The sequence below is a fragment of the Burkholderia sp. RF4-BP95 genome, assembly GCF_001521985.1.
GTDB lineage: Bacteria > Pseudomonadota > Gammaproteobacteria > Burkholderiales > Burkholderiaceae > Burkholderia > Burkholderia diffusa.
Map to the genome: position 1 here is coordinate 102970 of NZ_LOSX01000042.1, position 14383 is coordinate 117352.

Consider the following 14383-nt stretch of genomic DNA (forward strand, 5'->3'; position numbering starts at 1 on the left):
GCGCAGAAGCGCGAATGTCGGCCGATCGCGAACCACGGGACCTGGCAGGTGCTTGTACGCCGGCCTCGGTCGACAGGAGATCCGTGGCTCGATCATCAGTCGTCGGATGACTTGTGACGCAGTATAATGAATCATCGGCGTTCGCTCAAACCCCGCGTAAACCCTCGGCTCACATTACGATCATTCAAAAAGGAACCGGCCTCATGTCCGTGCCCACGCTTCCCGCAGCGCCGCGCCGTCGCGCACGCAGCCTCGCACAAGATGTCGTCGACGCGCTGACCGCGCAGATCGAAAACGGCACGCTGCGTCCCGGCGACAAGCTGCCGACCGAAACCGAAGTCATGGCGGCGCAGGGCGTCAGCCGCACGGTCGTGCGCGAAGCGATCTCGCGGATGCAGGCGAGCGGCCTCATCGAGACGCGCCACGGCATCGGCAGCTTCGTGCTCGAACCGACGCGCCGCCAGACGCTCGGCATCGATCCCGCGACGATCACGACGCTGCGCGACGTGCTTGCCGTGCTCGAGCTGCGCATCAGTCTCGAAAGCGAATGCGCGAGCCTCGCGGCGCAGCGCGCGAACGATACCGATCTCGCCGCGCTGCGGCGCGCGCTCGACGCGATCGCGTCGGGGGCGGGTGGCGGCCGCGACACGGCCCAGCTCGATTTCCAGTTCCACCTGCAGATCGCGCAGTCCACCGGCAACCGCTATTTCGTCGACATCATGACGCAGCTCGGCGCGTCGATCATTCCGCGCACGCGCGTGAATTCGGCGCGCTTCGCCGGTGACGACCTCGAGCGCTATGTCGGCCGGCTCAATCACGAGCATGAAGACATTTACGAGGCGATCGCGCGTCACGACCCGGAAGCCGCGCGTGCCGCGATGCGCACGCACCTGACCAACAGCCGCGAGCGGCTGCGCCGCGCGCACGAGGCGGCCGAAGCGGAACGCGATACGCAGGCCAGCTGACGAGACGGCCCGCGCATTGCCGCGGGCAACGGCGAATATCGCCGAAATAACATCAGTCATCGTATAAGATCGGCGCGATTGCGCCGATCGTTTTATTGCCGGCTACCCATTCGTCGGTATCCGCCTCGCGCGTGTGAAGGCGGGGCGGCGTTCCCGCCACCGCCCGCGCCCCGGCGGCCTGGCTGTCCAAGCCGCCCATCCCGCTCGATCAGCCTCCCTTCGTCACGATGGTCTTCCACGCACCGCTCTTCACCTGATACAGCGTCGACATCCCGCTCTTCAGCGAGCCGTCGTTCGCGAACGAGATGCGGCCGGTGACACCTTCGAAGTCGACTTTCTTCAACGCCGGGCGATAGACCTTCGGATCGGTCGAGTTGACCGCCTGCATCGCCTTGATCGCCGCCCACGCCGCGTCGTAGCCGAACTGCGCATACGACAGCACGTCGACGCCGAAGCGCTTCTTGAACCGCTGCTCGAAATCCTTGCCCTGCGGCAGCTCGTCGAGCGGTCGTCCGTATTCCCACGCCATCGCGCCTTCCGCGGCCGGGCCGGCGATCTTGATGAACTCGTTGTCCTTCACGCCGCCGCCGCCGACGAACTGCGCGTTCAGCCCGAGCTGGCGCATCTGCTTGATGAAGTTCGCGGCGAGCGAGTCGAGACCGCCGAAGAAGATCAGGTCGGGATTCTTGCCCTTCAGGCTCGTGATCTGCGCGCGGAAGTCGACCGCCTGGTTGCTGGTGAACTCGCGGCCGATGATGTTGCCGCCGGCTGCCTTCACGGCCTTCTCGAACTCGTCGGCCTCGCCCTGGCCGAACGCGGTGCGGTCGTCGATGATCGCGATGCGCTTCGCCTTGGTCACGTCCACCGCGTACTTGCCCGCGTTGCCGGCGTTCTGGCCGTCGGTCGCGATCACCATGAACATGTTCGCGAGCCCGCGCGACGTGAGCGTCGGATTGGTCGCGGCCGGGTCGATCACCGGGATGCCGGCCTTGTCGTAGACCACCGACGCCGGAATCGTCGTGCCCGAGTTGAAGTGGCCGACCACCACCGACACGTTCTGGTCGACGAGCGCCTGGGCCGCCTGCACGCCGATGCGCGGGTCGGCCTGGTCGTCCTGTACGACGAGGTTGAAGTGCGCGGGCTTGCCGGCAATCTGGATCTTCTGCGCAGCCGCATCGTCGAGCGCGAGCTGCACGCCGTTCTGGAGATCCTTGCCGTAACCGGCGTTCACGCCGGTGAGCGGCGCGGCGAAGCCGACCTTGACGTCGGTCGAGTCGGCCGCCTGAGCGGCCTGTTGCGAGAGGAGAGCTACCGCGGATACGACCGATACCGACAACAGGGAATGACGCAATTTCATGTTCGTTCCTCTTGTTCTTACACCAGCGGGTGGATACCGCACGCAGCCGGCGGGCCGGGCGCGTGCGACGGGCGGGCGGTTCGACCGCTTCTCGGAATCGGGCGGGGAGGTCGGCATGCTGATGCTTCCCGGAAGAATCTCCCGTCAGGCTCTGCGAGGAGCCCCGATCGCCTCGATATATAGGTCGCCGATATGTGCGGGTCTTGGGAATTTGCCGCGCATTCGATGCGGATTTGCGCATAGCTTCCACGCGAGCGCGGATGGCCGGTATCGGGAGTTTCCCGTCGCGAGCGCGACGGGCGGGGAGGCGGGCGGCGGTGCGGAGTGAGAACACGGCGCGGCCCGCCGGGGCCGCGCCGTGTCATGAGAGCCGTCAGTCGGACAGCGCGTCCGATGCGGCTTCGGCGTCGTCGTGCGCCGCGGTCGTGCGGATGGCCGGGTCGCTGGTGCTCGGGCGGCCGGTCTCGACGTGACCCGCGAAGCGGCGCTGGAAGCCGAGCGGCTTGCCGTCGCTGACGGTCAGGTCGTACCAGCCGTTGCTGCCGCGCAGGTCCCAGTAGTCGTCGACGTGCGTGCCCGGCTTGAGGTCGAACTCACGCGCGTGGCCGTGGCCGTATGCGTTCGTCACCTTGAGCCGCACGGCTTTGTGGCCGCGGTTCATCAGGCGCAGCGTGATGTTGCCGTTCGCGACGTCGTAGCCGTAGATCACCTCGGGGTTGACGCTCGCGGGGCCGACCGCCAACGCGGCGGGGCTGCGGAAGTGGCAATAGAAGCCGTTCGGGCCGTACACGTCGAGGTCGTACAGGCCGAGCGACGGCGCCGGGCTCCACGTGTCGGAAAGCCGCTTGCCGGCGTCGACCGTGTAGGTCCACGGGCCGTCGACGCGATTGCGCGCCTGAACCTGGAACGCCGCGCCCGCGGTGCCGGTGTTCGCGAAGGTCAGCCGGAACTGGCCACTCGCATTGTCGATCCGGCCGTGCACGAACAGTTCATACGGCAGCGCGCGCGCCGGACGCAGGCCGGCCTCCTGCTTCGGCAGATGCTGGACGACCGGCGGCACCGGGATGTAGTCGGGGTGACGGTTGCGGTCGGGCGGCGCGTAGCCGCTCGTGTCCGGGAGCTGCGGCCAGCTTGCGTCGGGCGTCGCGAAGTCGAACGCGGACGTCAGGTTGCCGCACACCGTGCGGCGCCACGGCGACACGTTCGCCGCGGTGACCGCGTACTGCGCGCCGAAGCGCGCTTCGATGAATTGCAGCAGCGACGTGTGATCGAAGGTCTGCGAACAGACCCAGCCGCCCTTGGTCCACGGCGACACCACCAGCATCGGCACGCGCGGCCCGAGCCCGTACGGGCCGGCCATGTGCGACGCGTCGCCGGCGAACACCTCGTTGGTCGTCGCGACCGTCGACAGCCCGTTGTCGCGCGACTGCGGCGCGAACGGCGGCTGCACGTGGTCGAAGAAGCCGTCGTTTTCGTCGTACGTGATGAAGAGCGCGGTCTTGCTCCACACGTCCGGATTCGACACGAGCGCCTTCAGAACCTGCTCGATGTACCACGCGCCGTAGTTCGCCGGCCAGTTCGGGTGCTCTGAATAGGCCTCCGGCGCGCAGATCCACGACACCTGCGGCAGCGTGCCGTTCTTCACGTCCTGCTGCAGCACGTCGAACAGCGTGCCGCCGGCGCTGATGTTGGTGCCGGTGCGCGCCTTTTCGTACAGCGGCGTGCCGGGCAGCGCGCTGCGGTACTGGTTGAAGTAGAGCAGCGCGTTGTCGCCGTAGTTGCCGATGTACGGGTTCTGCGTCCAGCCCCACGAGCCGTTAGCGTCGAGCCCCGTGCCGACGTCCTGGTAGATCTTCCACGACACGCCGGCCTGCTCGAGCACTTCCGGATAAGTCGTCCAGCCGTAGCCCTTTTCCTCGTTGCCGAGCACCGGGCCGCCGCCCGTGCCGTCGTTGCCGACGTAGCCGGTCCACATGTAATAGCGGTTCGGGTCGGTCGAGCTCGGGATCGCGCAGTGGTACGCGTCGCAGATCGTGAACGCATCGGCGAGCTGATAGTGGAACGGGATGTCGTCGCGCTTCAGGTACGCCATCGTCGTGGTGCCCTTGTTCGGCACCCACTGGTCGTAGCGGCCCTTGTTCCACGCGGCGTGCATGTCCTGCCAGCCGTGCGGCAGGTCCTGCAGGAACTGCAGGCCGAGCTTGTCGGCGCCCGGGTGGAACGGCAGCAGCTCGGCCGGGCCGACCGGCTGGTGGAACACCGACTTGCCGTTCGCGAGGCGCAGCGGGCGCGGGTCGCCGAAGCCGCGGACACCGCGCATCGTGCCGAAGTAATGGTCGAACGAGCGATTCTCCTGCATCAGGATCACGATGTGTTCGATGTCGCGGATCGTGCCGGTACGGCGGTTCGCGGGAATGGCGAGCGCATCGCGGATCACGGGCGGGAAGAGGTTCAGCGCGGCGGCGCCGGCAGTGCCGGCGGCGACGCGCAGGAAGTCACGACGGTTCGATCGGGTCATGGTCGTTATCGTGCATTAAAGGGGGAGCCGGTTGGCGGGACATGCGGGAAATAACGGGCGCGTCCGCGGCGCAGGATGCGGCTGCGCCAGTCGTGCCGCCGCGAGCATAGCGAGTATTCGGTGTCATTCATGTGAAGTGCGGAAACGTTTGCACGCGCGGCATTGAACGGACAACGGCCGACGGTCGTGATGCAAGGGAAGCGGGGATGCGGACAGCGGGAAAGCGGACAGCAGAACAGCAGATGGCGCGCGCCGGCGACGCGGATGCGGCGGCGTCAGGCGTCCGTCACCCACGCGCCGAACCATTCGCTCGGGCGCGCGATTTCATCCTGCGCGGCAACGAGTTCGAGCTCGTAGCGGCGCGCGTCGTAGGTCGCCTTCACGACCGCGTGCACGGCCGCGAGCGTGTGCTCGAACGCGGCGCGCACCGAGTCGCCGCGCAGCCGGCGTGCGACGAAGATGGCGCTGGTGAGGTCGCCGACGCCGACCGGATGGCGCGGAAACGCATACAGCGGGCGCTGGCCGATCCACGCTTCGGTCTCGGTGACGGCGAGCATGTTGAAGCGGTCGGCCGGGCTGTTGCGGTCGTGCAGGTGCTTGACGAGGATGATCTTCGGGCCGCGGCGGATCAGCGCGCGGCAGGCGTCGACGGCTTCGGCGACGGTCTCGATGCGCCGCCCGGCGAGCTTCTGCAGCTCGGTGTGGTTCGGCGACATGCCGTCCGCGAGCGCCGGCATCTCCTGGACGATGAATTCCTCGACGCCGGGTTCGGGCCGGATGCCGCCCGTCTGGCCCAGCGCCGGATCGCAGAAGTACCACGCGTTCGGGTTCATCGCCTTCACCGTGCGCACGATCTCGACCGTCGCGCGCGCCTGCGCCGGCGAGCCGACGAAGCCGGACAGCACCGCGTCGCAGCGCTTGAGCGCGCCGATCGCGGCGACCCCGTCGACGAGCTGCTCCATCTTCGCGGCGTCGATTGCGCTGCCGGCCCAATGGCCGTACTGCATGTGATTCGACAGCTGGACGGTGTTGAGCGGCCAGACGTTGACGCCGAGGCGCTGCATCGGGAACACGGCCGCGCTGTTGCCGGCGTGTCCATAGATGACGTGCGACTGAATGCTGAGGACGTTTTTCATGAGCGTTCGCCTGCAGGCGTTTCAGGGTCACGTCACACGATACCCGAGATCGTCGCGTGCGCGGAAGTCGCGCGGTCATCGAGTGTTGCGCGCCGTCGTCAGCCCGACCGCGTAGAATCGCGGGGCGCGCAGCCGCCTGGCTGCCCGCGTGCATTTCCCATTACCGTGATCGCCATGCCTTCGATTTGCAAGATGTTGTCCCTCGCGCGCGCCGCCGTGCTCGGCGCGGGTGTCGCTGCCGCATGCGCGACGCCAGCCGCGGCCGCCGTCCCGGCGCCGGCCGGTAACGACGGGCCCGTGTACGGCCCCCGCCTGGAAGGCTTCGCCTATCCGGAGCCGGTGCACCGCTACGCGTTCGTGTCCCAGCGCGAAACCCTCGAGATGATGTACATGGACGTGCAGCCGGCGCACCCGAACGGCCGCACCGTCGTGCTGCTGCACGGGAAGAACTTCTGCGCGGCGACGTGGGAGGACACGATCGGCGTGCTGAGCCGCGCCGGCTATCGCGTGATCGCGCCGGACCAGATCGGCTTCTGCAAATCGTCGAAGCCCGAGCGCTACCAGTTCAGCTTCCAGCAGCTCGCGCGCAACACGCATGCGCTGCTCGAGTCGATCGGCGTGAAGTCGGCGACGATCGTCGGCCATTCGACGGGCGGGATGCTCGCGATGCGCTACGCGCTGATGTACCCGAAGGCGACCGAGCAGCTCGTGCTGGTGAACCCGATCGGCCTCGAGGACTGGAAGGCGCTCGGCGTGCCGCCGCTGTCGGTCGACTACTGGTATGCACGCGAGCAGAAGACGACGGCGGACGGCATCCGCCGCTACGAGCAGGCGACCTACTACGCGGGCAAGTGGGCGCCGTCCTACGAGCGCTGGGTGCAGATGCTCGCCGGCATGTATCGCGGCCCGGGCCGCGACGCGGTCGCGTGGGACTCCGCGCTGATCTACGACATGATCCTCACGCAGCCGGTGGTCTACGAACTCGGCGCGATCCGCGTGCCGACGCTGCTGCTGATCGGCGACAAGGACACGACCGCGATCGGCAAGGACGTGGCGCCGCCCGACGTGCACGCGAAGCTCGGCCGTTACCCGGAGCTCGCGAAACGCACGCAGGCGGCGATTCCCGGCGCGCAGCTCGTCGAATTCCCGGCGCTCGGGCACGCGCCGCAGATCCAGGACCCGGACGCGTTCCACAAGGCGCTGCTCGAAGGCATGGAGACGGTGCACCCGCAGTGACGCCTGCACGGGCGCACCCACCCGGTCAGCGGGTTTCGTTCGCGAGTTCGTCGCGGATCTGTGCCGCCAGTTCGAACGAGCGCACCCGCGCGGCGTGATCGTGGATCTGCGCGGTGATGATGACCTCGTCCGCGCCCGTTTGCGCGATCCGGTCGCGCAGCTTGTCGCGCACCGTGTCGCGCGAGCCGACGGCCGCGAACGACAGCGCGTGTGCGACGTTCGCGAGTTCGAACTCGCTCGCCTCGAGCGTGTCGACGGGCGGCGGCAGCTTGCCCGGCGTGCCGCGGCGCAGGTTGATGAACTGCTGCTGAAGCGATGTGAAGAGGCGCCGCGCCTCGTCGTCGGTATCGGCCGCGAACACGTTGACCCCGACCATCGCATGCGGTTTCGGCCAGGCGGCCGACGGCCGGTACTGCGCGCGATAAAGCTCGAGCGCGCGCATCAGGTAGTCCGGCGCGAAGTGCGACGCGAATGCGAACGGCAGCCCGAGCATCGCGGCGAGCTGCGCGCTGAAGAGGCTCGAACCCAGCAGCCACACGGGCACGTCCAGCCCCGCGCCGGGCACCGCGCGCACGCGCTGGCCGGGCACCGGTTCCGCGAAGTAGCGCTGCAGCTCGGCGACGTCGTCCGGAAACGCGTCGGCGCTGCCGATCAGGTCGCGGCGCAGCGCGCGCGACGTGGTCTGGTCGGTGCCGGGCGCGCGGCCGAGCCCGAGGTCGATGCGCCCCGGATACAGCGACGCGAGCGTGCCGAACTGCTCCGCGATCACGAGCGGCGCATGGTTCGGCAGCATGATCCCGCCCGAGCCGACGCGGATCGTCTTCGTCGCGCCCGCCACATGACCGATCACGACGGCGGTCGCCGCGCTCGCGATGCCGGGCATGTTGTGATGTTCGGCGAGCCAGTAGCGCCGGTAACCGAGACGCTCCGCGTGCTGCGCGAGATCGACGGTGTTGCGGAACGCCTGGGCGGCGTCGGCGCCGACGGGAATGGGGGCGAGATCGAGTACGGAAAACGGAATCATCGGGTGGCCTTCGAAGGGGAGGGGCGCGGTGATGCGCATGCGCAACAGATGCCGACGATTTTGCCAAAGGGTTCCGGAACGCGCTGGCGACGCGCGGATACCCATGAGCCTTTCAGGGGTGCAAGGTAAGGTCTGGCGATTGTTGCAGAAATCAACCTAATCTCAGAATAATTACCAATCTTTACGGCGATTGGGCATGTCTTCGCATCGACGCACAAAATTCCACGAAACGTTTGATTTTCAAGACTGCAATATGCCTGCAAAGCGCTTACGCTAACGTGAACGAGGTGGTATCAGAATGGTTCGTCGGCCGCACAGCTTTGCCGAAATTGCACCAGTCCGTTTCGCGAGGCGTCCGAGCGCGGGGCGGCGCGGGCTGATAAAATCCGGCGCCTGCCCATGTTGTGCCGATGGCAGCTATTCGAATCTTCCCGCATCCCGTCCCGGGCATCGCGCGAGGATATGCCACGCGAAGCCGGGCATGGCCGCCTTCGGGGACCGGGCCGTGCCTCCCCTTTACACAGACGCTGCTGGAACAAGGAGTCGGGTCGTGCCCGCGTTCGTTGCTGTCGGAATATCCAATCACGTTCAACCCGGTTCGATCGATCGGCAGGGCGCGCGCGTTGCCGGAGAGCGTCGCGCATGACGCCGGCCGTCACGTTGCTGGACTGGCTCCTGACGGTGTTTACGCTGGCCGCGGCCGGCTATGCGCTCGTCGCCGCGTTCGCGCCGCGTCCGCGCACGCCGCGCACCGCCGCGCGCGACGGCTTCGAGCCCGTCAGCGTGCTCAAGCCGCTGTGCGGCGCGGAGCCGCACCTGTACGAGAACCTCGCGACGTTCTGCGAGCAGCGCCACCCGCGCCATGAAGTGCTGTTCGGGGTCGCGTCGGCGGCCGATCCGGCCATCGCCGTGGTCGAGCGGCTGCGCGCCGATTATCCGGAATGCGACATCACGCTCGTGATCGACGCGCGCGTGCACGGCAAGAACCTGAAGGTCAGCAACCTGATCAATCTGGCGGAGCGCGCGAAGTACGGCCGCATCGTGATCGCGGACAGCGACATCGCGGTGCAGCCGGATTATCTGGAGCGTGTGACGGCGCCGCTCGCCGACGCGTCGGTCGGGGTCGTCACGTGCCTGTATCATGCGCGCAGCGTCGGCGGGTTCTGGACGCGGATCGGCGCGCAGTTCGTCGATGCCTGGTTCGCGCCGTCGGTACGGATCACGCACCTTGGCCGCTCGAGCCGCTTCGGCTTCGGCGCGACGCTCGCGCTGACGCGCGACACGCTCGACCGGATCGGCGGCTTCATCGCGCTGAAGGACGAACTGGCCGACGATTTCTGGCTCGCCGAACTGCCGCGCCGCCTCGGGCGGCGCACCGTGCTGTCCGAGGTCGAGGTCGCGACCGACGTGATCGAGCCGTCGTTCGGGCCGCTCTGGCACCGCGAGACGCGCTGGCTGCGCACGATCCGTTCGCTGAATCCGGCCGGCTTCGCGTTCCTGTTCATCACGTTCACCGTACCGTGGCTCGCGATCGGCGCGGCATTGGCGCTGCGTCTCGACGGCACCGTCGCCGGCACGTTGGCGGGTGGCGCGGCCGTCGTCGGCGCGTTCGGGCGGCTCGTGCTGCACGCGCGCGGCGAGGACGGCTGGCGTGCGTTCTGGCGCGATCTGCCGCTCGTCGCGGTGCGCGACACGCTGCTCGCGCTCGAATGGCTCGCGGCCGCGTTCGGCACGCACGTCGTGTGGCGTGGCGCGAGGATGACGGTCGTCGGCGGCGAGCGCGCGACGGCGGCAGTGGAAGGCGGGGACGGCCGCTGAGGTGTGTTCCCCGAGGGAGCCGGCCATGCGCCCGGCCCCGATCGAATCCGGCCCGAAGGCCGAGACGCGCCGCGCGGCAACGCCGCGCGACGCGACATGACAGAGAGGCGGGCGCCGGCAGGGCGGCCCGCGGTTGATTGACTGAATCGTTGAAACGAATCGAACTATGCAGGCTACCGGAGCATTCATGAAAACGCTGTTCTTGCAGGCCCCTTCGTATGACGGCTTCGACGGCGGAGCCGGCTCGCGCTACCAGGCGAAGCGCGAAATCCGTTCCTTCTGGTACCCGACGTGGCTCGCGCAGCCGGCCGCGCTCGTGCCGGGCAGCCGCGTCGTCGACGCGCCGGCCGACGGCCTGTCGGTCGAAGAGACGCTGAAGATCGCCAACGACTACGACCTCGTGATCATCCACACGAGCACGCCGTCGTTCCCGACCGACGCGATGTTCGCGCAGGATCTCAAGAAGATGAAGCCGTCGATGCTGGTCGGCATGGTGGGCGCGAAGGTGATGGTCGATCCGCACAACTCGCTCACGGCGAGCGAGGCGATCGACTTCGTGTGCCGCGAGGAATTCGACTACACCTGCAAGGAAATCGCCGAAGGCAAGCCGTTCCCCGAGATCAAGGGCTTGAGCTGGCGCGCGAAGGACGGCTCGATCGAGCACAACGAAGCGCGTCCGATCCTCGAGAACATGGACGAGCTGCCGTTCGTCGCGCCCGTCTACAAGCGCGACCTGAAGATCGACAACTACTTCATCGGCTACCTGAATTACCCGTACGTGTCGATCTATACGGGCCGCGGCTGCAAGTCGCGCTGCACGTTCTGCCTGTGGCCGCAGACGGTCAGCGGCCATCGCTACCGCACGCGCTCGGTCGAGAACGTGCTCGCCGAAGCGAAGTGGATCCGCGACAACATGCCGGAAGTGAAGGAACTGATGTTCGATGACGACACCTTCACCGACGACCTGCCGCGCGCCGAAGCCATCGCCATCGGTCTGGGCAAGCTCGGCATGACGTGGTCGTGCAACGCGAAGGCGAACGTGCCGTACAAGACGCTGAAGGTCATGAAGGAAAACGGCCTGCGCCTGCTGCTGGTCGGCTTCGAATCCGGCGACGACCAGATCCTCGTGAACATCAAGAAGGGCGTGCGCACCGATTTCGCGCGCCGCTTCAGCGCGGACTGCAAGAAGCTCGGCATCAAGATCCACGGCACCTTCATTCTCGGCCTGCCGGGCGAGACGCAGGAAACCATCAAGAAGACGATCGAGTACGCGAAGGAAATCAATCCGCATACGATCCAGGTGTCGCTCGCCGCGCCGTATCCGGGCACGACGCTCTACAAGCAGGCCGTGGAAAACGGCTGGATGGAAGAGAACAAGACCATCAACCTGGTGAGCAAGGAAGGCGTGCAGCTGGCGGCGATCGGCTATGCGCACCTGTCGCGCGACGAGATCTATCACCACCTCGAGCAGTTCTATCGCCAGTTCTACTTCCGTCCGTCGAAGATCTGGGAGATCGTCCGCGAGATGCTGACGAGCTGGGACATGATGAAGCGCCGTCTGCGCGAAGGCGTCGAATTCTTCCGCTTCCTGCGCGCGCACGAGGCCTGATTCGTGACGACGCAGCGGGCGGCGCGGGCGCTGATCTTCACCGCGGACGACTTCGGGCTGCACCCGCGCGTCAACGCGGCGGTCGAGCGCGCGCATCGCGACGGCGTGCTGAATGCCGCAAGCCTGATGGTCGGTGCGCCCGCGGCGCAGGATGCGATCGAACGCGCGCGGCGGCTGCCGTCGCTCGCGGTCGGCCTGCACCTCGTTCTCGCGGACGGGCCGGCCACGCTGCCCGCGCATGAAATTCCCGCGCTCGTCGGCCCCGACGGGCGGTTCGGCGACGCGATGGCGAAGGACGGCTGCCGCTTCTTCTTCCTGCCGCACGTGCGTGCGCAGCTGCGCCGCGAGATCCGCGCGCAGTTCGAGGCGTTCGCGGCGAGCGGCCTGCCGCTCGACCACGTGAACGCGCACAAGCATTTCCACCTGCATCCGACCGTGCTGTCGATGATCATCGAGATCGGCCGCGACTACGGGCTGCGCGCGGTGCGGCTGCCGTACGAAACGCGCGCGCCCGCGCTGCTCAAGCCGTGGATCGCGCTGGTGCGCGCGCGGCTCGACCGCGCGGGGCTCGCGCATAACGACTATGTGGTCGGGATCGAGCATACGGGCGCGATGGACGAGGCCGTGCTGCTCGACGCGCTCGCGGCGCTGCCGCCCGGCGTCGGCGAGATCTACTGTCATCCGGCGGAAGCGGGCGACGGCCCGATCACGCCGACGATGGCCGACTACCGCCCGGTCGACGAACTGGACGCGCTGCTGTCGCCGCGCGTGGCGGCCGCGCTGAAGGCCGCAGGCGTCGCGACCGGCGGTTTTGCCGACGTGTTCGGCCAGCCCGCCGCGCGGCGCGGCACGCGAGCGTCGCGCGAAGCGGGGGCGCAGCCGTCATGACCAAGTGGATCAAATGGCTCGGCTGGCCGATCGGCATCGGGATCCTGCTCGCGCTCGGTTTGCACGAAGGTATCGGCGACGTGACGCAGATGCTCGAGCGCGCCGGTTTCGCGCTGCTGTGGCTCGTGCCGTTCCATGCGCTGCCGTTGCTGCTCGACGCGTACGCGTGGCACCAGCTGCTCGACCGGCGCGCGTCGCTGCCGTTCCTGTGGTGGGTCGCGACCGTGCGCGAAGCCGTGAACCGGCTGCTGCCGGTGGTCGGGATTGGCGGCGAGCTGGTCGGGATCCGGATGGCGCGCTGGCAGGTGCCCGACGCGAGCCGCGTGACCGCGTCGGTGATCGTCGAGGTGCTGGTGACGATCGTCGTCCAGTATGCATTCGCCGCGCTCGGCCTCGTGCTGCTGCTCGCGACGACGCACGACATGGGCGGCGGCACGATCGGCCTCGCGCTGCTGCTGACGCTCCCGCTGCCGGTGCTCGGCGTCGTGCTGATGCGTCGCGGCGGGATCTTCCATGCGATCGAGCGGTTCGCGGGGCGTCTGCTCGGCGATTCGCACCGGTTGCTGCAGGGCGTCGACGGCCGCCGTCTCGATGGCGACATCGACGCGCTGATGTCGCGCACGTCGCTGCTGTTCAGCGCGTTCTTCTGGCAGTTGTCCGGCTACGTGCTCGGCGCGCTCGAAATCTACTGGGCGCTCGCGCTGCTCGGCCATCCGGTATCGATCGGCGGCGCGATCGCGATCGAGGCGATGACGCAGGCCGTGCGGCATGCGGCATTCATGGTGCCGGGCGGCCTCGGCGTGCAGGAGGCGACCGTCGTGCTGCTCGCGCAGATGTTCGGCGTCGATCGCGAGACGGCGCTGTCGCTCGCGCTGGTCAAGCGCGGCCGCGAGGTGCTGTTCGGCTGCCTGGCGCTCGGTTCGTGGCAACTGGCCGAACTGGTGCGCACGCGCCGCCGGATCAAGGCGACGCCAGCCGGGGCGCGCACCCCGCAGGCACGCCGCGAGGCTGAGGTGCAAACCGAAACGATGCAGTGAACACGAGACGGGCCGCGCGCCCGTCTCGCGCTTTTGGCGTTGCACGGGTATCCTTGCCGCGTGTTTTCTCGACGCGCATTTCTTCCGATGATTTTCCGTTTCCGGCTGCTTCCCGTGACGATGCTGGCCGCCGCGCTGGCGCTGACCGGCTGCGACGACAAGCAAGGCAATCTCGACGTGCAACGTATCAGGGACTTTTTCAACGCGATCAAGCCGGCGCCGCTGCTGCTCAAGGGGCTGAAGGCCGGCGTATCGACCGAAGCCGACGTGCGCGCCACGATGGGCAAGCCCGAGACCGAGCGCGCGTTCACCGACGGCTCGAAGCGCCTCGAATATCCGCGCGGCCCGATGGGCAACCAGACCTGGTTCGTCGACCTCGACGCGAGCGGGCACTACACGGGCGCGACGCAGGTGCTGACCGCCGAGAACTTCGCGAAGGTGCGTCCCGGAATGACCGAGGACGAAGTGCGACGCCTGCTCGGCAAGCCGGGCGACATCGCGCAGTATCCGCTGAAGCCCGAGACGGTGTGGAGCTGGCGCTGGCTCGAGGACGGCGTGAACACCGACGCATTCTTTAACGTTCATTTCGGCCCGGACGGGCTTGTCTATACGACTTCGCGCTCCGACATCCTGAAGGGGCGGTGAGATCGCCCACGGCGCTATATCGAAAAAGCGACCGGAAAATTGCAAAAAGTCCGCTTCCCTGCATGTCATCCGACTGTCAGGAAGCGGCTTTTTTCCTTTTGAAACAGTGGCGTAGGCCTTGCCTGCAAATGGTGCGACGAATTGCTGCGA

At 67.7% G+C, this 14383-nt stretch carries 11 protein-coding genes; 7 read left to right on the forward strand and 4 right to left on the reverse strand.

Annotation, left to right across the window (positions count from 1 at the left end):
• The first annotated feature begins 203 nt into the window (after positions 1-203).
• Complete coding sequence (locus WS46_RS16185; protein ID WP_059465220.1) at positions 204-965, forward strand: FadR/GntR family transcriptional regulator; 762 nt, start codon at positions 204-206, stop codon at positions 963-965.
• A 208-nt stretch (positions 966-1173) separates the two neighbouring features.
• On the opposite strand, the gene WS46_RS16190 is transcribed toward WS46_RS16185, so the two are convergent.
• From WS46_RS16190 to pdxY, 3 genes are all read right to left on the reverse strand, one after another.
• Positions 1174-2322 carry a branched-chain amino acid ABC transporter substrate-binding protein gene (locus WS46_RS16190; protein ID WP_059691105.1) on the reverse strand — a complete coding sequence of 383 codons (1149 nt, stop codon included), beginning with the start codon at positions 2320-2322 and terminating at the stop codon, positions 1174-1176.
• A gap of 373 nt (positions 2323-2695) precedes the next feature.
• Positions 2696-4840: a phosphocholine-specific phospholipase C gene (locus WS46_RS16195; protein ID WP_059523666.1), complete on the reverse strand. Its 2145-nt coding sequence runs from the start codon at positions 4838-4840 to the stop codon at positions 2696-2698.
• Between the two features lie 275 nt (positions 4841-5115).
• Positions 5116-5976: a pyridoxal kinase PdxY gene (gene pdxY / locus WS46_RS16200; RefSeq protein WP_059523664.1), complete on the reverse strand. Its 861-nt coding sequence runs from the start codon at positions 5974-5976 to the stop codon at positions 5116-5118.
• 174 nt (positions 5977-6150) lie between these two features.
• Here pdxY and WS46_RS16205 point away from each other — a divergent pair, with 174 nt between their 5' ends.
• Positions 6151-7212, forward strand: a complete 1062-nt coding sequence (locus WS46_RS16205; RefSeq protein WP_059691106.1) for an alpha/beta fold hydrolase — start codon at positions 6151-6153, stop codon at positions 7210-7212.
• 25 nt (positions 7213-7237) lie between these two features.
• On the opposite strand, the gene WS46_RS16210 is transcribed toward WS46_RS16205, so the two are convergent.
• Complete coding sequence (locus WS46_RS16210) at positions 7238-8236, reverse strand: LLM class flavin-dependent oxidoreductase (protein WP_059523841.1); 999 nt, start codon at positions 8234-8236, stop codon at positions 7238-7240.
• 642 nt (positions 8237-8878) lie between these two features.
• On the opposite strand from WS46_RS16210, the gene hpnI reads away from it, so the two are divergent.
• The 5 genes from hpnI to WS46_RS16235 all read left to right on the forward strand — a co-directional run bounded on the left by hpnI (position 8879) and on the right by WS46_RS16235 (position 14233).
• Positions 8879-10054, forward strand: coding sequence for a bacteriohopanetetrol glucosamine biosynthesis glycosyltransferase HpnI (gene hpnI, locus WS46_RS16215; protein ID WP_059691107.1), 1176 nt, complete (start codon positions 8879-8881; stop codon positions 10052-10054).
• 166 nt (positions 10055-10220) lie between these two features.
• A complete protein-coding gene (gene hpnJ / locus WS46_RS16220) occupies positions 10221-11663 on the forward strand; it encodes a hopanoid biosynthesis associated radical SAM protein HpnJ (protein ID WP_306426965.1) in 1443 nt (480 codons plus the stop codon).
• Positions 11664-11666: 3 nt separating this feature from the next.
• Complete coding sequence (gene hpnK / locus WS46_RS16225) at positions 11667-12551, forward strand: hopanoid biosynthesis-associated protein HpnK (protein WP_059691108.1); 885 nt, start codon at positions 11667-11669, stop codon at positions 12549-12551.
• Positions 12548-13588: an HpnL family protein gene (locus WS46_RS16230; RefSeq protein WP_059691109.1), complete on the forward strand. Its 1041-nt coding sequence runs from the start codon at positions 12548-12550 to the stop codon at positions 13586-13588. Before hpnK ends, WS46_RS16230 begins: the two co-directional genes overlap by 4 nt.
• An 87-nt stretch (positions 13589-13675) precedes the next feature.
• Positions 13676-14233 (forward strand): hypothetical protein, encoded by a 558-nt coding sequence (locus WS46_RS16235; RefSeq protein WP_059691110.1) that lies wholly within the window; start codon positions 13676-13678, stop codon positions 14231-14233.
• Positions 14234-14383 lie beyond the last annotated feature (150 nt).